Here is a 19,450-nt window from a genome sequence, read left to right as displayed (position 1 = left end):
ACCTAACGGGTCCGCAACGAAGGTTAAGCTACCAAGTTCCTGTCCGTCTCGGAAATGTCACGCCGGGACGGTTCGATTTTGTTGCGGAACCCGGAACGTTTCGGCGGGTTGCATTAACTCAGGTCGGAGATCGTCCGGTCCCCCGGGAGTTAACACGAATTGCCGTTCACTCGTGAGCCCCGCCGCGACTATGACGTCGCGGTCGTGGGCACGGGCTTCAGCTCGTCCTTCTTCCTGCTCGGGCTGCTCAGCAAGCTCGGCCCGGACGCCCGCATCCTCGTCGTGGAGCGGGGCGGATGGATGGATCATGCCTCCCGCACCGCCGCCGCGCGGGCACCCGAGCCCGGCTCGGGGGACGAGAGCGCCGGCAAGGTCCAGGATGACGCCGCCAACACCCAGAGCGACCAATATTACCGGGGCACCGGCAACGAGGAAAAGGTCTGGCGCTTCACCATCGGCTTCGGCGGCGGCTCCAACTGCTGGTGGAGCAACGTCCCGCGCTTCCTGCCGTCCGACTTCCAGACGCGCAGCCGCTTCGGCGTCGGCCGGGACTGGCCGATCGGCTACGACGATCTCGCACCCTATTATGACCAGGTCGAGACCGTCATGTCGCTGGCCGGGCCGGAGGCGCCCTGGCCCTTTCCCCGCGACAAGGCCTATCCCCAGCCGCAGCACCGCTTCAACGATGCCGAGCGGCTGCTGAAGAAGGCGTATCCGACCTCCTTCTTCTCCGTCCCCACCGCCCGGGCGCGGGTCGCGACCGAAGGGCGCAACGTCTGCTGCGGCAATGGCGTCTGCCATCTCTGTCCGGTCGACGCCAAGTTCACCATCCAGAACGGGCTCCTGAAGGTTTATCGCGATCCGCGCGTGGACGTCCTGCTCGGAAGCGAGGTGATCGGCGTCGAGAAGGCCGCCGGCCGTGCCACCGGCATCCGCTACAGGCTCGGTGGCGGCGAACGGGTCGCCAATGCCGGGCTGGTCGTGCTCGGCAGCAATGCCCTGTTCAATCCCGTCATCCTCCAGCGCTCGGGGATCGACCATCCCAAGCTCGGCCGCGGGCTGCACGAGCAGGTCGGCCAGATGGCCGAGGTGTTCCTCGACGGCGTCGAGGGCTTCAACGGTTCGACCTCGGTCACCGGCCACTCCTACCTGCTCTATGACGACGACCAGCGCCGCCGACAGATGGCCGCCTGCCTCGTCGAGACCTGGAACATCGGGCGCATCCGGACCGAGCGCGGCCGCTGGCAGCAGGTGCTGCCGGTGCGCATGGTGTTCGAGGACTTTCCGTCCGACGACAATTACGCCGCCTTCGACCCGGCCAATCCCGCCCGGCCGATCATGCACTTCACCGATCACAGCGCCTACACCCAGAAGGCGATCGACCGTGCTGCCGCCGACCTCGCGCGGATCATGGCGCCGCTCCCCGTCGAACGAATCGAGTTCCGCCCCGTCCTCGAGGAATCGGAAGCGCACATCATCGGCACCACGCCGATGGGCAAGGATCCGGCGACCAGCATCGTCGATCCGAACCTCGTCCACCACCAGCTGCGCAACCTGCTCGTCCTTGGAAGCAGCACCTTCCCGCAGGGTGGCCCGGCCAATCCGACGCTCACGCTGAGCGCGCTTGCCCTCCGCGCCGCCGACCGCCTTGCAGGAGCGAGCGCATGAAGCTCAGCCGCCGCAACCTGCTGATCGCCGGCGGTGCAGTCGGGATCCTTCCCGCCTTCATCGCCGGGCGGGCACTCGCCCGCTCGCCCAAGGAGATCATCGTCGACCATCTCCGCGCGGTGACCGGCAACACCACCATCCCGACCGCCAACCTCGAACAGTTCGCCGACACCTATGTCGCGGTCCGCCGGCCGGCGTTCGGGCGCAAGTTCGAAGCGGCGATGGTGATCATGGACAATCCCTGGTCGCGCGGGCTGCTGCCCTCCGGACGCCGGGTGGTCTACGAAGGCTTCGAGCGCAGCCTGCTTACCGATTTCCTCTTCTCGACCGACTTCTTCACCTCGGCCGGGCGGGATTTCCAGCGCATGACCTACCAGGCCTATGCCGATCCCTATTCGGTCGGCTGCCGCAACCCGCTCGCCCGCTTCGAGCAGGAGGCCTGAGTGCATGAGGCGCCCACCCTGCCACGGCCGAAGGCAGAGCCGGTGAGCCTTGGGCCGAACCTTCCGCACCGCTTCTACGAAGCCTTGCACCACCACCCGGACGACGCCCCGATCATCGTCGACTTCGACGAGACCTTGTGGCTGCGCAACTCGACCGAGGAATTTCTCGACAGCGTGCGGCCGCGCTGGCTGGCGGCGATGGTCCTCCAGCTGCTCGGCTTCGTCCAGCCGTGGCGACTGCTCCAGCGCGGCCAGCCCAACCATTATCGCGACTGGATCCGCGTCGTCGCCGTCCTGATCGTCGCGCCCTGGTCGCTGTGGCTGTGGCGGCGCAAGGCGGCGGACCTCGGGCCGCGCTTCGTCAACCGCCCGCTCTACGACGCGCTGCGGAGCAGGCCGCGCGAGGAGCTGTGCGTCGTCAGCTTCGGCTTTCGCGAAATCATCCAGCCGCTGCTGAGCGCGATCGACCGCGACCTTCCCCTGCGCGAAAGCTGCCGGCTGTCGAGCGGCGCGCGGCTGCGGAAGGAAGGCAAGGCGAGCGCGCTCCGCCGCGACATCGGCGCCGACGAACTGCGCCGTGCGCTCATCATCACCGACAGCGAGACCGACCGCGACCTCCTCGACGCCAGCGACAATTCTTTCCTGATCCCCTGGCCCGAGGCGCAATTCCGCCAGGCGGGACTTCGCCCCCTCATGCCGCTCGTCTATCTGGTCCGCGTGAAGCGCCCGGACGAACGCTATGTCCGGCACGCGATCCTCGGTCATGACCTGCCCGTCCTGCTGCTCGCCTTTGCCCTCGCCAGCACCGAGCCCCTGCTCGCCTGCGGAGCGATCCTCATCTACCTGCTCGGCTTCTTCACCGCCTACGAGACGGGCTATCACGAAAATGACCGGCTTGGCCTGCTGCTCGAGCGCAAGCCCAAGGTGTCGGCCAATTATCATGCGCTCGGTCACAATTTCAGTCCCACCTTCGCATGGTCGGTGGCGACCATCCTGACCGGCCTTGCCAGCCTGGTGGCGTTCGAGACGCTCAGCTGGATTCCCGCGAAGCTCGGGCTCGCCGGCGCACCGGCCTTCCTTGCCGTCTGGGGCGCCTTCCTCTCCTACCTCGTCTTCATGCGGCTGCTGTTCCGCTGGCAGAACGTGATCGCGCCCAAGGGCCGGATCGTGCCCATGCTCGGCCTTCAGGTCGGACGCACGCTCGGCTACGCGCTGGTGCTTCCGACCACCGTCGTCGGGGCCTTGCTGTGCGCCGCGCACGGGGTCGCGCGCTGGCTGCCCTACGTCGTCTATCGCTTCGGCGGCGAGCGGAAGGGGGTGCCCAACCACCTCAACGCCTTCCTCCTCATGCTCCTGTTCGCCGGAGCGGTGGCGATCGGCGGCGGCTCTGGCGCGCTCCTGAGCCTGCAGGCCCTGCTGATCTTCGCTTATACCGGCCTCCGCGCCGCCAAGGACCTCCTGTCGTTCCGGGGCGAGATCCAGCCCAAGCGGATCGAGCCCGAACAGGAAGTGGTGCCGACAAAGATCGTCGTCGGCTAACCCGGATCCACGCCGCGCTCGAGGAATTGCCGAAGGCTCTGTCCCACGGCCGCGATGGAGAAGCGTCGCCCCGCCACCTCCCGCCCCGCTTCACCAAGCCGCTGGCGCAAGGCGGGATCGTCCCTGAGCCGGTCGACGGCAGCGGAAAGGGCGGCGACATCGCCATTCGGGAAGAGAAGCCCGCCGGCGGGCAGGTCGGCCGGGAAGATGTCCTCCAGCCCCTTGGCCGTCGAGGCGACCACCGGCAGGCCGCAGGCCATCGCCTCGATCGGCGCCACCGGCATGCCCTCCAGTCGCGATGCCGAGACATAGAGGTCGGCCGCGGACAGCCAGCGTCGGATGAATTGCCGGTCGTTGGTGTAGCCATCGATCCAGCGCACGTCGCTTCGGTCCTCGATCATCGCTGCGAGCCGATCGCGGTCCTGGCCCGAGCCGATCAGGACCAGCAGCCCCGGCCCGCGCCAGGCGGCGAGCAGCAGGTCGAGGCCCTTGCGGTGGATGTCGATGCGACCATGCGTGACCGCGACGAAGGCCGCCTCCTCGATCCCCAATGCTGCGCGCGCGTCGGAGCGGGGCAGGGGGCTCCACAGCTCGAGGTCGACCGGGTTCGGGATGGCCGCCACGTGCCCGGCGCCGAGCCCATAATCCCGGTCCACGCGCGCCCGCTCGGCCGACGCCGCTACGATCAGCCCGGCCGAGCGCCTGATCGTCCGCCGCCGCACCAGCCGCTCGACCCGCGACTGGATATGATCCCCGCCCTGGAAGGTCGCGAACACCGGAATGCCCATCGTCCGGCCAAGCCGCACCAGTGCGTCGAACTGCGGCCGTTCGTAATCCTGCACCAGCAGCAGGTCGCAGCGTTGGTTCCGAAGCACCTTTGCCATCCCCTGCACCGGCGTCGTCAGCCACTGCCGGACTGCCCTCAGCTCGGGATTGCCGACCTTCTGGCATGTCCGGCCGGGGACCAGCCAGATGGCGCATCCAGTCGCCGCATGCACGAGGCGGCGGGGCTGCTCCACACGGCTGGAGGGGACGAGCACGAACGGCGCCCAGCCGACCGCCTGCAGCGCCTCGACATAGCCGAATAGCCATCCGCCCGACATCTCGCCCGCGAACGCCTCCAGAGTCACGCCGATCGGGTCGAGATAGTCTTCGATCACATCGCCCCACGGGACGATGGCGACGACCCTTGTCACTTGCGCCAGGCGAGGGCGGTTTCCGTCCCCCGGTTGCCCGGTCGATGGAGGAGATAAGCGCCAAGCACCGCCGGAGCCGCGACCGCATAGAGCAGCTTGCGCATCCGCGGCCGAAGCCGCGAGAAGGCGATGTCGTGGTAGAAGGAGGTGACCGGATTGATGAAGGTCGCCGTGGCCACCGGCGCCCGGCCGAACATCCGGCTCAGTTGCTCCACCTCGTAGCCGCGCCGAACATGGCCCCATTCATCCATCAGTTCGCGCTCGTGCGGCGCATGCGCCTTGAATATCCCGTATACCGGGTAATGCCAGTCCGCTGCCGGCGTGCTGACCAGGATAGCGCCGCCCGGCCGGGTCACCCGCAGCGCCTCCGCCACCGCAAGCTCATGCTCCTCGATATGCTCCAGCACGTCGAACAGGGTAACGACGGCGAAGCTGTCGTCGGCAAAGGGCAGCGCGCGTGCGTCCCCGCAGACGAAGCGGCTCCGCCCGCCTTCCGGCTGGTGGGCCGCATGGTCCGGATCGAGGTCGAGCGTAACCACTTCCGCCCCCGGATAAAGCATGGCGGCAAGCCCGCTCCTGCCGCCGCCGATCTCCAGCACTGCGTCGTTCCTGCCCAGCGATGGCGGCGCGACGCGGTGGATCGCCCGCATCTTCTCGCGGTAGAAGAGCCCGTCGGTCCAGCCGTTCGAGAACGGGTTGCCGGACAGGAAGGATCGAAGCTTCGCGCGCGGGATCATAAGGTCGGCCATTCTCCCCGGCGGCGGCGCCAGCGTGGCCGGACGAGATAGGTCAGGCCCTCCAGCCAGCCACGGACTTCGGCCAACAGGATCCTCAGCCGCCGGCCCCGGCCGCGGGCAAGGGACTTGAGGCCCGTCCGCACGAAATAGCGCGGCAGCTGCCAGCCGATCCGCTTCAGGCAGGCACGGTCGCCGAACGCATCGGCCTGCGCCACCAGCGCCGATACATGGCCCCGCATGTACACCCGCATCTGGTCCAGCAGCGCGGACCAGCTTGCCCGGTGGTGGTGGAGGACCACCGCCCGCGGCTCGTGCAGGCAGCTCCCGCCCAAGGCCAGCAACCGATACCACAGCTCGCTATCCTCCGAGCAGCCCGAGGCGCCCGCGCCGAGCCTTTCGTCGAACAGCCCGGCCCGCTCGAACGCGCGGCGGCGGAAGGCCATGTTGGCACCCGCCCCGATCCGCCAGACCTGCGCGCCGTGGGGTTTCGTCTCGGCAAAGAAGCGGTGGTCGAACAGCACCGGCACGAACGACCCCCCGAACGCGCCCAAAGTGAACTGGAACTCGCATTGCGCCTCCGTCTCGAGGGCGGCCGGCAGCACCAGCCCGGTGATGCAGTCGACGTCATGCTCGCCGAATGTCCTCACGATCTCCGACAGCCAGCCCGGATGCGCTTCGACATCGTCGTCGGTGAAGACGAGGATCGAACCGCGCGCCCGCCGTACGCCCGCATTGCGCGCCCGGCTCAGGCCGGGCTCCGGCTCGTGGACGTAGGTCACCTGCCCGAACTCCGAACAGACCTGCCGGGCCGATCCTCCGGCGCTGTTGTCGACGACGATGAGCTCGCCCGGAAGGCTCTGCTGGTGGGCGAGGCTGACGAGGCAACGGCCGAGCGCCTCCGGCCGGTCGCGCGTGCAGATGATCAGGCTCACCTCGCCCGCGTCGCAGGGCGCCCGCGACGACAGGCTCTGAAGCCGCTCCGCGACATGGCTGAAGGCGGCGGCCCTGCCGACCCCCAGCACCGCGTGCGGGCGGCCTTCGTTCCCGGCCACCAGCGGTGCGCCGAGCGCCACTTCCCGTCCGGCCAGCTGCTCGGCCATCAGCTCGGCCGCGATCGCCTGCAGCTGCCCCTCGCCGAGCGGAAGCTCGGCACGGATGCTGGTGCGGGAGCCGACCGGCAGGTCGCCCCACCAGAAGATGTCGAGCACCAGCCCGGCGTCCGGCACCGCCGGCTCGGCGCGCCTGAGGTCGACATGGCGGACGGCGGCGGGCGCGTTCACGAGGCCTCCGCCGCGATCGCCGCCACCCGGGCCCGCGACCGTTCATATTCGCCGGCAAAGCCCATCACCCCGCCCCAGGTCTCGGCGAGAGTGAAGCGGGCGCCGCGAAGGTCCGACCGGCGGACCGACCGAAGAAAGGCGCGGGCCTGGTCGCCCAGCCACCAGGCGACCATCGCCCGGTGCCGCCGCGCAAGCTCGGGGTCGCTCCGCCGGCTCTTGGCGACGAATGCCATCAGCCCCAGGCCCCACGACCAATATTGCCGCTGCAGTTCGGCCAGGGTCTCCCGATGCTCGTGGTGGACGGCGTAGCGCGGCTCGTACACCATCGCCCGCCCGGACCGTAGCACCCGGTAGAAGATGTCGAGATCGCCCCCACCCGGCAGCGGTGCGCCCGTGTCGAGCGCCTCGTCGAAGCCGCCGAGGTCCAGCAGCAGGCGGCGGTCGAACGCCATGTTGCAGCCCGCGCCGACCGACCCGGCCCCGACCGGAAAAAGGGGATTGTGGTAGTTGCCCGCGCGAAATTCGATGCGTTTGAATCCGCGCCGGAAGCCGCCCCGCCGTTCAAACAGCAGCTGCGCCTCCGTCTGGAGCCGGTAGGGAAGGACCAGCCCCGAGAAGCCGCCGGCATCGGGCCGGCTCCGCCAGGCGGAGACAAGCCCGGCCAGCCAGCCGGCATCCACCACCACGTCGTCGTCGAGGAAGGCGATGAGATCGCCCTTCGCCTCCGATAGTGCCCGGTTGCGGGCGAAGTTGAGCCCGGCCTTGCGCTCCAGCACGTGCCGCGCGCCCGCGAACCGGGCTACCGCGCCCTTCGTGTCGTCGGTCGAGCCATTGTCGACTACGATGATCTCCACCCCAGCGAAGCTCGGCTCCGGTCGCAGCTCATCGAGCGAACGGAGGAGCCGGGCGAGCCGCTGGGCGCGGTTGCGGGTGCAGATGGCGATGCTCAGCGTCGGACCGCTCCGCCCATCGCCAGCGGCTGAGGGTGGGAGCGCATCCTCCACTCGCGCCGCCAGCACCGCCTCGGCGAAGTGCCGGTCGGCGATGGAGGCAAGCTCGTCGGCGCCGACCAGCGCGCCCGCTGGCCACTCCTCGAGATGGAAGCCGATCGGCCGGCCACGCCAGCGCGCGACGATGCCGAAGCCATGCTGGCCCGACTCTAGCGGCACAGGCGTGATCGGCCCGGACAATTCAAGATCGATCAGCCGATAAGACATTCAGCCGAGCGCACCCATGGCGCGCTGCCGCTCGCACAGCTCTTCGAAGCGGCCGCTGCTGCGGAGCAGCTCCGCCGGCGCGCCATGTTCGACCACTCGTCCCTGCTCGAGGACGATCACCTGGTCGGCGCGCATGATGGTGTTCAGCCGGTGTGCGATCACCACCAGCGTCTTGCCCCGGCTGTGCAGCGCCAGCGCTTCCTGGAAAGCCTGCTCCAGCTCGGGGTCGAGCGCATTGGTCGGCTCGTCGAGGAGAAGGATGTCCGACCCGCGCAGGATCGTTCGCGCCAGCGCCAGCCGTTGCCGCTGCCCGCCCGACAGGCGCAGCCCTCGGTCGCCGATCAGCGTATCGTAGCCCTCCGGCAGGTGCGCGATAAATTCGTCCGCATGGGCGACGCGGGCAGCCGCGATGATCGCCTCCTCGTCCGCTCCCGGCAGGGCATAGGCGATGTTGGCGCGCACGCTCTCGTTGAACAGCTGGACGTCCTGCGACATCAGCGACAGCCGCCCGCGCCAGCTCGCCAGCCGGATCGCCTCCAGCGGCACGTCGTCGACCAGGACTCGCCCGCTCGACGGATCGTAGAAGCGCTGGAGCAGCGACAGGAGGGTCGACTTGCCCGCCCCCGACGGCCCGACGATCGCCGTTGTCCGGCCTGCCGGTATGAACAGGCTGACGTCCGTCAGCACCGGCGCGCTGCCCTGCTGGTAAGCGAAGGTCACCCGGTCGAACCGGATGCCGTCCCGCAGGCGGGGTGGCTCGATCGTGCCGTCGACGAGGAACGGCGCGCGCGATTCCTCGATCAGCGCGTCGACGTCGACGACGCCGCCAGCCATGCCCTCGATGGCGACGCGACCCTCCATCAGCTCGCGTGCCGGCGCCTGTAGTCGGTAGAGCAGGGTGAGGAAGGCGGCGAGCGAAGCCACTCCCAACCCCAGCCGCTCGGCGATCAGGATGAGCCCGCCGATCAGCAGCAATATCCCGCCCTCGGTCAGCGGGCCCGGCGTGCCCCACAGGAGGTCGAGCCGCAGAAGCCGGCCGCGCACCCGCTCCGAAATGTCCTCCATCGCCCGACTTTCGTCCGCTTCCCGGCCGAAGGTGCGGATCAGCTGCAGTGCCTGCACCCGTTCCCAGATGTGCAGCCCGAATGCCTTGTTCTCGCGCACCACGTCGCTGCCGACGGCGGCGGCTTCACGAGTCGCCAAGCGGATGAGGATGCTGCCGAGCCCAAGGAACAGGATGGAAAAGAGGAGCAGCATCGGTGAGATCAGCGCCAGCAGCGCCCCGAACAGCAGGATGGTCGCCGCGCTGATCGCCATCCGGCAGGCGAGCGCCAGCACCTTGGCGACCTTCCAGCTGTTCTCCGCCAGTGTGGTGACAATCTCCGAGCGCCGGACCCCCGGGCGATAATCGATGCAGCTGTCGAGCGTCTGGCGAAAGATCTGCACCCGCAGGCGATGTGCCACTTCGCCCTCGGTGCGTCGGGTCAGCCAAAGGCCCGCGAAGGCAGCGACATTCTTGGCGAGGACCAGCAGGCAAAGGAGCAGCACGCTTGCCGCGACCGCCTGGCTGGGCGAAGCGGAGCCGAACAGCCGCGCGAACTGCAGCTCGATGAAGTTCGCTTCTCCTGCGGCGCCGGACAGCGCCTGGACCAGCGGCACGAACAGAAGCAGGGCAAGCCCTTCGAACATCGCCGCCAGCAGGCCGAGGCCAAGGATTCCGAGCGACGGGCCGAGCGGCCGCTTGGCGAGTCGCCAGCACCGTGCAAGAGTGGCGGCGAAGTCACCCCCCTCGATCAATTTCAGTCTCGAGCTTCGCCTGTGAGCTCTGGTCGGGCCGTCTCCGAACACGAGACGGAGAACTTCTTCAAAGCTCCTGCTGTTCCATGTTCTTGCTCACTTTTCATTTAGTGCATTGATAGTTAAGGCGAGTCCACAAGGCGATAGGCAGTCGGCGAAGCTGTTCTTCGACACGACTTCCGATCAGGTTCGACGTCGGGGAGAATCGGGTTGCCGCTCGTTGGCGTTGTCATTCCGGCCTACAATGCCGAGCGGACGATCGGCCGCACCATCGCCAGCGTCCGCGCGCAGACGCATGCTGAGCTCGACATCGTGGTCGTCGACGACGGCTCGAAGGACCGGACGGCGGAGCTCGTTGCCCGCCATGTCCGCGAGGATGCGCGGATCCGCCTTGTCGACCAGCCGAATGGCGGAGTGGCAGCGGCCCGCAATCGCGGCATCGCCGAATGCCGCAGCGACCTCGTCGCTCCAATTGACTCCGACGACCTCTGGCACCCGGACAAGATCGCGCGGCAGCTGGCAGAGCTTGAGGCAGATCCGTCCGTCGGGATGGTCGCTACCGGCTACAGCGTCATCGATGAGCAGGATCGGGTGATCGCCCGCCGCGCCGGAGCCCTCCCCGTCACCAATCAGTTCGAGGACCTCTGCCGCCGCAACTTCATCGGCAACGGCAGCTCGGCGCTGATGCGGCGGCAGCTGGTCGAATGCTTCGGCGGCTATGATTCCAGTCTCCGCGAGCGGGGCGCGGAAGGGTGCGAGGACTTGCAGCTCTATCTTCAGATCGCGGAGGTGAGCCGGCTCGCCCTCGTCCGCGATCCGCTTACCGCCTACCGCCGCGGATCGGCCAACATGTCGTGCAACGCCCGGCAGATGATGCGGTCCTTCGATCTGGTCGCCGGTCGCTTCTGCGAACGCCGGCCCGAGCTTCGGGCAAGCTTCAACGACCACCGCATCTACATGCTGTGCTGGCTCCTCAAGGGGGCCGTCCTCGGTGGCGCGCGCGGCGACGCCGGCGAGCTGGTGAGCCAGCTGCTCCGCACTCGAAGCCGTGCACTCCCCAAGGCGCTGCTCGATGCCGCCGTGCGCATGACCAGCGGCACCGCCAGCCGGTGGATGGTGGAAGGCGGCAAGAGGGCCCCGCTCGCCTGGCCCTGAGGCCTCAGGGCACCTTCCGGTGGTCCAGGCGGACCTTTCCGCCTCCCGCCGATCCCCGGCGACGCGATCCCGTCTCGCCGAAGTGGCGCTTTTTCCACTGCGCCTCGACCAGCCTGAGGCAATCGTAGCCGCCGAGCGAGAGCATGGCGGCCGTGAACGCGGTCGTGCTCTTGGCGAGCAGGAAAGCCTCGCTCGCCGTCGCGACAGCGATCGCCAGCAGTGGCAGCAGAAGCAGGCGCGCCGCCCACCACGCACGTCCGGGCACACGCCGCGCATTCAGCTCCCGCCCGTACGCCGCGGCCAGCCCTGCCACGAGCGCAAACGCCAGCAGGCCGATGGTGGCGAGATCGGGGGTAGGCACGGGCGACTGTGCCTTGGCGGTCGGCAGACCTTCGCCCGGGAGGAGGAGAGCAACGCCCAGCATGACGTTTCCCGCTTCACGAACCCTCCTCATCGCTGAGCGACCTTCTGCTCGAGGTAAGCCTGTACCCTCCTGACGGTCCGCTCTCTCAACACCCTTCCTTCTCGCAACTGGGTCACGAGATTCGGATCGCCAACCGCTTCTCGCCCGAACCTGGTCGGCGCGATCCTCCTGCTTCGCATGTAAGCCTCGATGAGCTCCAACATGACACCCTCTCGAACTATGTTCTTGTTTTGTTCTCATGTTTCGTGGGGCAAGTCTCCAACTTTCTCGACATGGATCAGGGCTGAGGCGCCCGTGCACCGTGGACGCGGCAAGCACGGAATGTTCCGCGGGCGGAAGTGCCAAGGCTTCTTGTGCGATTCCCCCCGCCCACTGGATTGTTCAGCCGCTGCCGCTACTCTGCTGCTTTGGGTTTTCCGGGAGACGCATGTGCCGTTGGTCAAGACTTCGGACGTAGGGCGTAAGGGGCGACGCACCGCGGGAGGCGTGAAGGAGCCTGCCGCATCTACCGCCGTAGCCGCTCCGGTCCGCCGCACGGCACTGCCTCCTACCGCCGATCGCAAGGAGCGCGCGGTGGAGCAGATAGGCGCTGCCACCGAAGAACTCGCAAGCGGACTGACCGAGGCATCCGCCTCGGCGAATCAGCTGCGCCAAGCGATGGAGCAGATTGCCACCGGAAGCGAGGAGGCAGCGGGCGCCGCTCAGGAGTCACTCGCTGCGATCCAGCAGCTCGGGAAGGCCTTTGAGGAAGCGCGGGCCGAGGCCGAGCTCGCGCAAAAGGACGTCGAGCTGCTGCAGAACTCCATCGTGGAAAATTCTGCGGCGATCGGCGCATCCCTGGCGGCGATCGAGGCCAATTCGGCGCGGCAGCTGGCGTCGGTCGACTATGCCGATCAGCTCGAGCAACAGGTTGGCTCCATCCGCCAGATCGCGCGAACGGTCGGCGACATGTCGGAAGAAACCAACCTGCTTGCGCTGAACGCAGCGATCGAAGCTGCTCGGGCGGAGGAAAATGGCCGGGGCTTCTCCGTCGTTGCCGACGAGGTGCGCGCACTGGCGGAGCATGCGGAACGCAGTGCGCACGAGATCGACTCGTCGGCGGAGGCGATCCGCGACCGTGTGCAGGATGTGGCCACACGCATCCGCCAGGCATCGCAGACGGCGTCGGAACAGGTCGCGACTGCCAGTGTCGTGACCGACAAGCTGCTGCAGCTGCGCGAGGACATGGGTGAGATTTCTGGAGGGGCCCAGGCGATCCTGCTATCCGCGGTCGAAGCCGAGGCCGCGTCCCGCGAGGCACAGCGCGCGGCCGAGCAGATCGCCGGCGCGGCCGAGGAGCAGGCCGCAGGCGCCGGTCAGGCGCTGCAGGGGATCGATCAGCAGTCGACCGCGCTCGAGCAGAGCCAGCAGGCGGCGCATGCCCTTGCTCAACTTGCAGCCCAGTTGCACTCCGGCGAGGGTATCGCTGCAAGTGCTGTCGAGCAGGTGGCGTCCTCGGCCGAGGAATTGTCGGCAACGGTGCAGCAACTCTCCGGCGCGGCCACGCAGATCATGGCTGCGATCGATCAGATCGGGCGGAGCACCGAGCTGCAGGCCTCCGCTACGCAGGAATCGACCAGCGCGCTGACGGAAATCTCCCGCTCCGCCGAACTGACCCGCGACCGCGCCTCCGAGGCGCTGGCCCGGAGCAAGGCCATCGCCGGCCTGCTGGCTGAAAGCGAAACCGCCGTCCGCGGCCTCGTCGACGGGTCCGGCGCCGCGCTTCACGAGATCCGCGCGGTCGCGCTGCAGGTGAAGCAACTGGAAGGCGACTGCCGCAAGCTTGGCAAGATGGTGGAAGGCGTGTCGCTGATCGCGGTCCAGACCAACATGCTGGCGGTGAGCGGCTCGGTCGAGGCGGCGCGCTCGGGCGAGGCGGGGCGCGGCTTCGCGCTCGTGTCCGATGATATCCGCAAGCTTGCGCGGGACTCCTCCACCGGTGCCGAGCAGATCCGCGACGTCATCGACGGCATGCGCGATCAGATCGCCGACCTGCGCCGCGACCTCGATCAGATTGCTGCGATCAGCGAGGTCGAGGCCGCCAGGAACAGCCGGATCATCGAACAGCTGGCGGATGTCGGTGCCCGGGTCGAGGCGCTCGGCCGCGGCAGCGCCAACGTGGTGAGCGGGGCCGAGCTGATCCTTTCGGCATCAGCGCAGGTCGCTCAGGGAGCCGAGCAGATCGCTGCAGTGGCGGAGCAGGCATCGAGTGCCGCCGCACAGGCCGCCGCGGCCGCGGGCCAGCAGGCGCGCGGAGCGGAGGATCTTGCCGCTGCGATCGAGGAGATCGCTTCCATCGCCGCCGAATTGCAGAAGGTCGAGGCCTGAACGTGGACGGCGCCGTGCAATCCAGCTCCGCCCTGGCCTTCGAGGTCGGAGCGGAGCGGCTGGCCGTTGCGGCAAGCGCCGTCACCGAGGTGGTCCGCCAGCCTCGGCTCGTGCGTCCGCCGCTCGCGCCTGCAGCGCTGGCGGGCGTCGTCAGCCTCCGCGGACGGGTGGTCCCGGTCGTGTCCATGGCGAAGTTGCTGTCTCAGGAGAGCGCATCCGGAGCCGGCGAGAGCCGGGTGATCGTGATCGAGCAGGACGGCCCCGTTGGACTGCTGGTGGACCGCGTTTCAGCCATGGTACCGTGCTCGGAGGTCGGCACGCCGGCGCAGCCCGGCCGGATGATCGATCTGCCGGCACTGCTCGCCTCGGGCTTTGCTCGACAGTCGTCGTCCCGGGCTGCAGCCCCGACACGACGCACGCCAGCCGCTGCGGAGGCGGCGGAGAGATTGTCCGAATTCCTCAGCTTCGATGTCGGCGGGCAGGAGTTTGCGCTTCCGCTCGGCAGCGTGTCGGAGGTCGTTGCACTGCCCTCGGATGTCGCACGGGTCCCGCATACCGATCGGGTGATGCGCGGCGTGATGGCGCTGCGCGGGCGATTGCTGCCGCTCGTCGACCTTGCCGTTCTGCTCGGCTTCCAGGGCCGGCCGGAGCAGGCGCAGCGGGTGGTGGTGGCGGAGCTTGGCGGAAGCCGCGTCGGGCTCGTCATCGACAGCCCCCGCGCCATCCTCCGGGTTCCGCCGGCCGCGATCGACCCGGTGCCACCGGTCCTCACGCGCGGCAGCCAGGAAGCGCAGGTCCAGTCCGTCTGCCGCCTCGACCAGGGCCGGAGACTGGTCTCCGTCCTGTCGACCGATCACCTGCTTCGAGATGGCCTCGCCGAGCGACTCCGCGAGCAGGTCGCGTCGGAGGAGGAGGGCGGCGAAGGAGAGGAAGCCACGGTGTCCGAGACGGAAGAGTTGCTCGTATTCACGCTCGGCGAGAACAGCTTCGGCCTGCCGCTCGCGTGCGTGGAGGAAGTCTCGCGGGTTCCGGAGCGGCTGTCCCGCCTGCCCGGGGCGCCTGCCTTCGTCGAAGGGGTGATGGATCTGCGGGGCCGGGTCATCCCGGTCATCGACCAGGCACGGCGCTTCAACCTTGCGGAAGCGGCGACGGCAAAGCGGCGGGTCGTCGTCGTCCGCACGGGCCGGGGCAGTGCGGGCTTTGTCGTGGATTCAGTCTCGGGCATCGTGCGGCTGAGCGGCTCCGATCTTCAGGACAGCCCTGAACTCGCCGCTGAGGACAATCGCACCATCCACCGGATCGGAATGGTGGAAGGCGGCGGCATGGTCCTGCTGATCGACCCGCAGGAACTGCTGGACAAGGCGGAGCAGGACATGATCGCAGACATGCACAAGGACCTGTCGGCACCTGCATGACCCGACTCCTGATCGTTGACGATTCGCCGCTCATGCGCCGCCTGCTGGGCGGCATCTTCACTCCTGAAGAGGGCTTCGAGATAGAGTTGGCCCGTGACGGGGCGGAAGCCTTGGACAAGCTTCATAGCTTTCAGCCCGACGTGATCACGCTTGACGTGCACATGCCGACGCTGGACGGAATCGCCTGTCTCGACCGGATCATGTTGGAGCGGCCCTGTCCGGTGGTGATGCTGTCCGGCCGGACGGCCGAAGGCGCGGCCGAGACGATGACCGCGCTGGAGCTCGGCGCGGTGGACTTCATCCCCAAGCCCGAAGGCGCGGTATCGCTGGAGATCGATGCCTTGAGGCCGCTGCTGATCGACAAGGTGAGGGCGGCGGCAACCGCCAGGGTGAAGGCGAGTACCCGCCTGACCGACCGAGTCCGGGCGCGCAGCCGGCGGATTGCCCGTACCAAGGGGCGCGAAGTGCCGGCCGAGCTTGCGCCAGCGGCGCTGCCTCCGGTGAACCGCGGGACTGCTCCGGGACTGGTCGTGGTCGGCACATCCACCGGCGGGCCGCGCGCGCTCGAGGTGCTGTTGACCGGCATGCCGGCGGAATTTCCCTGGCCGATCCTGGTCGCGCAGCACATGCCGGCCTTCTTCACTTCGGCTCTGGCGGCTCGGCTCGACCGGCTGTCCGCACTTCGCATCGTCGAGCTGTCTGCGCCGACAGCCCTGAAGCCTGGTACCGTATACATCGCGAAGGGCGAGGCAGACATGGTGGTCCGCCGCCGGGGCGAGGTGCTGGTGGCAAGTGCCGCGCCCGCCGATCCTGCCTACCCGTGGCACCCCAGCGCCGACAGGCTGGTACGCAGCGCCTTGGCCGCGGTGCCGGCCGATCAGCTGATTGGCGTGCTCATGACGGGCATGGGCAATGACGGGGCTGCCGCCATGGCCGAGATCAAGGCGGGCGGCGGGCGCACCGTCGCCGAGGCGGAAGAGACCGCCGTCGTATGGGGCATGCCGGGCGAGCTGGTGAAGCTCGACGGAGCAAGTGCCGTGGCGCCGCTCGAGCGTATCGCTGACCTGCTGGTCGAGGCGCTCGCATGAACGCGGACACGCCCCTGCTCAGCAAGGAAGATCTCGGCCGGTTGACCGACTTCGTCTATCGTCGCACGGGCATGCGCTTCGAGAAGAAGAAGCGCTATTACGTCGAGCGCCGGCTCGCCGAGCGGATGGCGGCGACCGGCAGTCGCGACTTCGCCGATTACCAGAGCGTGCTTCGTCTGGATGGCGCCGAGGCGCAGCGGCTCATCAACAGCTTCACCGTCAACGAAACCTATTTCTTCCGGGAGGAGCATCAACTGCGCTGCCTCAGCCGGTCGATGCTGCCCGAGATCGTCCGGACGCGGCGTCCCGGCGACCTCGTGCGCATCTGGTCCATGCCGTGCTCGACGGGCGAGGAGGCTTATTCCATTGCCCTCTGGCTGCTCGAGAATTGGGCGATGGTCGACGTCTATCATATCGAGATCGTCGGCTCCGACATCGACACCAACGCGATCGCGGCTGCGATAGAAGGCCGCTACGGCACACGCGCTCTGTCCAAGCTTCCGCCAGAAGTAGTCGACGGCTACTTCGAGTCGGAGGCACATGGCACGCGCGAGATCATCGACGACCTCAAGGAATCGGTGAAGTTCGTGCCGTGCAACCTCGCCGACGAAGGCGCGATGGCAACGATGGGTCAGTTCGACGTGATCTTCTGCCGCAACCTCCTGATCTACTTCGACGAAGAGTCCCGCAAGCTGGCAGCCCGGCACCTCCACCGCGCGCTCGCGCCCGGCGGCTACCTGTGCCTCGGCCATACCGAGAGCATGAACCGGATCTCCGACCTGTTCGAGCTTTGCCGCTTCCCCGACGCCATCACCTATCGGCGTTGCTGATGGATGAGCTGCTCGAGCAATTCCTGATCGAAGGGCGTGACCTCATCGCGCAGGCAGCCGACGATTGCACGGCGCTGGTCAGCGACGGAAGTGCCCGCCAGGCCATCGACAGTGCCTTCCGCGCGGTGCACACGCTGAAGGGGTCGGCGGCGATCGTCAGCCTTCTGCCAATGGAATCCATGCTGCACGCGGCCGAGGATCTGCTCGGTGCGGCGCGTTCCTCCTCGCAGCCGATCTCTGCCGCTGCCGCCCGCGCGCTGCTGAGCTGCATCGACCAATGCGACCGCTGGATCGACGCTCTGGCAAGTCAGGGCCGCATCGCCGACGATGCGGACGGCATAGCGGCCGGGATCAGTGCTCAGTTGCGTGCGCTGGCCGGCGATTCTCCCGCTGAGCCCGGCCGCGTTCCTACCCGGTATGATGCGTGGGCCAAGGCGCTGGTGGAAGCGGAGGGAGAGGCCATTGCGGCTGCGGGCGCCCGCGGCCAGCGGCTTTCCGCCATCCGCTACCTCCCGCGCGAGGACTGTTTCTTCGCTGGCGACGATCCTCTCGCCCTGATCGGCTCCGTGCCCGGCCTGATCGCCGTTCGAGTGGCCGCACGCGAGGATTGGCCGCTTCTCGACCAGTTCGACCCCTACCGTTGCATGCTGGCCATCGACGCCTTGAGCACCGCCGAACTGGCGGACGTCAGGTCGGTCTTCCGGCTCATTCCGGACCAGGTGGAGGTGGTTGCGACCGGGCCGGCGCTTGCGACACCGGAGCCCGCTGTGATCCCGCAGGCCGCCGCCGACCCGACCATCCGGGTCGAAGCCGAGCAGGTGGATCGCTTGCTCGACCTCATGGGCGAGTTGCTGATCGCCCGGAACGAGTTCGGAACGGTGGCGGAGAAGTCGGTTCGAACCGGAGGGGAGGCGAGCCTCAGGGCGTCGGGCGCGACCATGGACCGCGTCCTTCGAGACATGCATCGGGCCGTGATGGCGATGCGGATGGTGCCGGTCGATCGCGTTCTCCGGCGGATCGCCCGCATGGTTCGCGATACGGCCCCAAAGCTCGGCCGGGAAGTCGAGGTGAAGCTGCAGGGAATGGAGACGAAGGTCGACAAGGCGATCGCCGACGCGCTGTTCGACCCGTTGCTGCACCTGGCCAGAAACGCCCTCGACCATGGCATCGAAGTGCCGGATCGGCGCTTGGCCGCAGGCAAACCGGCCCGGGGCGAGATCACCCTGTCGGCCCACTCGTCCGGCGGTCAGGTCGTGGTGACCCTTGCCGATGATGGCCAGGGGATCGATCCCGCGGTCATGCGCGAGCTGGCCGTGAAGCGCGGGCTGCATTCGGCAGACGGGGCCGCGGCACTGACGGACGAGGCGGCGATGCAGCTGGTGTTCGCTCCCGGCTTTTCCTCAGCCGCCGAGATCACCGATCTGTCCGGCCGGGGCGTCGGCATGGATGCGGTCAAGGCGGCCGTGGAGCGGCTGGGTGGCCGGGTGGTCCTGGACAGCAGCCCAGGCAAGGGGACCAGGGTCAGCGCCCATTTGCCTGCGACGGCTGCGCTTACCTCCGTCCTGACCGTCACCGTCGCCGGACAGCAATTCGCCGTCCCGATGGACTCGGTCGTCCAGACCGCTCGCATATCGCCCGGTGCCGTTCGGCCGGTGGGAACCGGCGAAGCCTTCGTCATTCGCGACCGGACGGTGCCGCTACTCGACCTTGCACGCTTGCTCGGGCTTGGAGGAGAGCGGCCGGCCGGCGACTTGCGGGTGCTGGTGATCGAAGGACCGGAAGGACTGGTGGGCTTTGCCGTGGACGACTTCTCTTCTCGGTCGGAAGTGATCCTCCGCCCCATGACTGGCCTGCTGTCTGCCGTTCCGGTGGTGGCCGGCACCACGCTGACGGGTGATGGAAGCATTCTCTTCATCCTCAACCTTGGGGAAGTCGTCGCATGACGATCGAGGCGAGTGACGACATCGTGCATCTCGTCGGCAGATGCGGCGCGGAAGAAGCCGAAGGGTTGTTGCAGCTCCTTCTTGAGCGCCCGCGGCCCGTCAATCTTGCCCGCTGCGAGTATTTGCATACTGCCCTTGTTCAGATAGTTTGGGCGAGTGGCGTCGGCATCACGTCCGATGGGGCTCCACTACTCGCAGAGTGGTTGTGTCGTCTTCTCGACGCAACGGGAGGTCGGGGCGCAAGCCCGATCGCGTGAAGGCAATTGGTGCGTGTCTGTTCCGTTCTTGGTGTATCCGGTGCTGAACGGAAGCAGGCATGGCGAGTGCGTCAGACAGGGGGTTGCAGGTGAG

16 protein-coding genes are annotated in these 19,450 nt (G+C 68.1%); 10 read left to right on the top strand and 6 right to left on the bottom strand.

The genetic code is table 11. The features are described from left to right. Positions 1 to 159 precede the first annotated feature (159 nt). From JOY29_RS07730 to JOY29_RS07720, 3 genes are read left to right on the top strand one after another with little or no spacing between them, the layout of a single operon-like run. Positions 160 to 1,668 (top strand): GMC oxidoreductase, encoded by a 1,509-nt coding sequence (locus JOY29_RS07730; RefSeq protein ID WP_300972952.1) that lies wholly within the window; start codon positions 160 to 162, stop codon positions 1,666 to 1,668. Continuing rightward, positions 1,665 to 2,111 (top strand): hypothetical protein, encoded by a 447-nt coding sequence (locus tag JOY29_RS07725; protein WP_300972951.1) that lies wholly within the window; start codon positions 1,665 to 1,667, stop codon positions 2,109 to 2,111. Before JOY29_RS07730 ends, JOY29_RS07725 begins: the two co-directional genes overlap by 4 nt. Beyond that, complete coding sequence (locus JOY29_RS07720) at positions 2,112 to 3,650, top strand: haloacid dehalogenase-like hydrolase (protein ID WP_300972950.1); 1,539 nt, start codon at positions 2,112 to 2,114, stop codon at positions 3,648 to 3,650. On the opposite strand, the gene JOY29_RS07715 is transcribed toward JOY29_RS07720, so the two are convergent. The 5 genes from JOY29_RS07715 to JOY29_RS07695 are packed head-to-tail and all read right to left on the bottom strand — an operon-like array spanning position 3,647 to position 9,877. Further along, entirely contained in the window at positions 3,647 to 4,846 is a 1,200-nt protein-coding gene (locus tag JOY29_RS07715) for a glycosyltransferase family 4 protein (protein WP_300972949.1), read from the bottom strand. The two genes, JOY29_RS07720 and JOY29_RS07715, sit on opposite strands and share 4 nt — an antisense overlap. Then, positions 4,843 to 5,595 carry a class I SAM-dependent methyltransferase gene (locus tag JOY29_RS07710; protein ID WP_300972948.1) on the bottom strand — a complete coding sequence of 251 codons (753 nt, stop codon included), beginning with the start codon at positions 5,593 to 5,595 and terminating at the stop codon, positions 4,843 to 4,845. Before JOY29_RS07710 ends, JOY29_RS07715 begins: the two co-directional genes overlap by 4 nt. Continuing rightward, complete coding sequence (locus JOY29_RS07705) at positions 5,580 to 6,863, bottom strand: glycosyltransferase (RefSeq protein WP_300972947.1); 1,284 nt, start codon at positions 6,861 to 6,863, stop codon at positions 5,580 to 5,582. Before JOY29_RS07705 ends, JOY29_RS07710 begins: the two co-directional genes overlap by 16 nt. After that, positions 6,860 to 8,080, bottom strand: coding sequence for a glycosyltransferase (locus JOY29_RS07700; RefSeq protein WP_300972946.1), 1,221 nt, complete (start codon positions 8,078 to 8,080; stop codon positions 6,860 to 6,862). The genes JOY29_RS07705 and JOY29_RS07700 overlap by 4 nt, the downstream gene beginning before the upstream one ends. Next, complete coding sequence (locus JOY29_RS07695) at positions 8,081 to 9,877, bottom strand: ABC transporter ATP-binding protein (protein ID WP_300972945.1); 1,797 nt, start codon at positions 9,875 to 9,877, stop codon at positions 8,081 to 8,083. Positions 9,878 to 10,087: 210 nt separating this feature from the next. Between JOY29_RS07695 and JOY29_RS07690 the strand changes: the two genes are divergently transcribed. Beyond that, the gene (locus JOY29_RS07690; protein WP_300972944.1) at positions 10,088 to 11,032 is read left to right on the top strand and encodes a glycosyltransferase family A protein; all 945 of its coding nucleotides are present in this window, start codon (positions 10,088 to 10,090) and stop codon (positions 11,030 to 11,032) included. Between the two features lie 4 nt (positions 11,033 to 11,036). On the opposite strand, the gene JOY29_RS07685 is transcribed toward JOY29_RS07690, so the two are convergent. Beyond that, a complete protein-coding gene (locus tag JOY29_RS07685; RefSeq protein WP_300972943.1) occupies positions 11,037 to 11,486 on the bottom strand; it encodes a hypothetical protein in 450 nt (149 codons plus the stop codon). A 456-nt stretch (positions 11,487 to 11,942) separates the two neighbouring features. On the opposite strand from JOY29_RS07685, the gene JOY29_RS07680 reads away from it, so the two are divergent. Genes JOY29_RS07680 through JOY29_RS07655 form a run of 6 tightly spaced genes read left to right on the top strand, consistent with a single transcriptional unit; the run spans position 11,943 to position 19,356 of the window. Then, entirely contained in the window at positions 11,943 to 13,823 is a 1,881-nt protein-coding gene (locus tag JOY29_RS07680; protein ID WP_300972942.1) for a methyl-accepting chemotaxis protein, read from the top strand. A gap of 14 nt (positions 13,824 to 13,837) precedes the next feature. Next, on the top strand, positions 13,838 to 15,238 hold the full coding sequence (locus JOY29_RS07675; RefSeq protein ID WP_300972941.1) for a chemotaxis protein CheW: 1,401 nt from the start codon (positions 13,838 to 13,840) through the stop codon (positions 15,236 to 15,238). Next, on the top strand, positions 15,235 to 16,326 hold the full coding sequence (gene cheB, locus JOY29_RS07670; protein ID WP_300972940.1) for a chemotaxis-specific protein-glutamate methyltransferase CheB: 1,092 nt from the start codon (positions 15,235 to 15,237) through the stop codon (positions 16,324 to 16,326). The genes JOY29_RS07675 and cheB overlap by 4 nt, the downstream gene beginning before the upstream one ends. Then, on the top strand, positions 16,323 to 17,156 hold the full coding sequence (locus JOY29_RS07665) for a protein-glutamate O-methyltransferase CheR (protein WP_300972939.1): 834 nt from the start codon (positions 16,323 to 16,325) through the stop codon (positions 17,154 to 17,156). The genes cheB and JOY29_RS07665 overlap by 4 nt, the downstream gene beginning before the upstream one ends. Continuing rightward, the gene (locus JOY29_RS07660) at positions 17,156 to 19,099 is read left to right on the top strand and encodes a chemotaxis protein CheA (RefSeq protein WP_300972938.1); all 1,944 of its coding nucleotides are present in this window, start codon (positions 17,156 to 17,158) and stop codon (positions 19,097 to 19,099) included. Before JOY29_RS07665 ends, JOY29_RS07660 begins: the two co-directional genes overlap by 1 nt. Beyond that, complete coding sequence (locus JOY29_RS07655) at positions 19,096 to 19,356, top strand: hypothetical protein (RefSeq protein ID WP_300972937.1); 261 nt, start codon at positions 19,096 to 19,098, stop codon at positions 19,354 to 19,356. The genes JOY29_RS07660 and JOY29_RS07655 overlap by 4 nt, the downstream gene beginning before the upstream one ends. Positions 19,357 to 19,450 lie beyond the last annotated feature (94 nt).

The organism is Sphingomonas sp. LHG3406-1 (assembly GCF_029637485.1).
Taxonomy (GTDB): domain Bacteria; phylum Pseudomonadota; class Alphaproteobacteria; order Sphingomonadales; family Sphingomonadaceae; genus Sphingomicrobium.
This window is presented reverse-complemented; position numbering and strand designations above follow the sequence as displayed.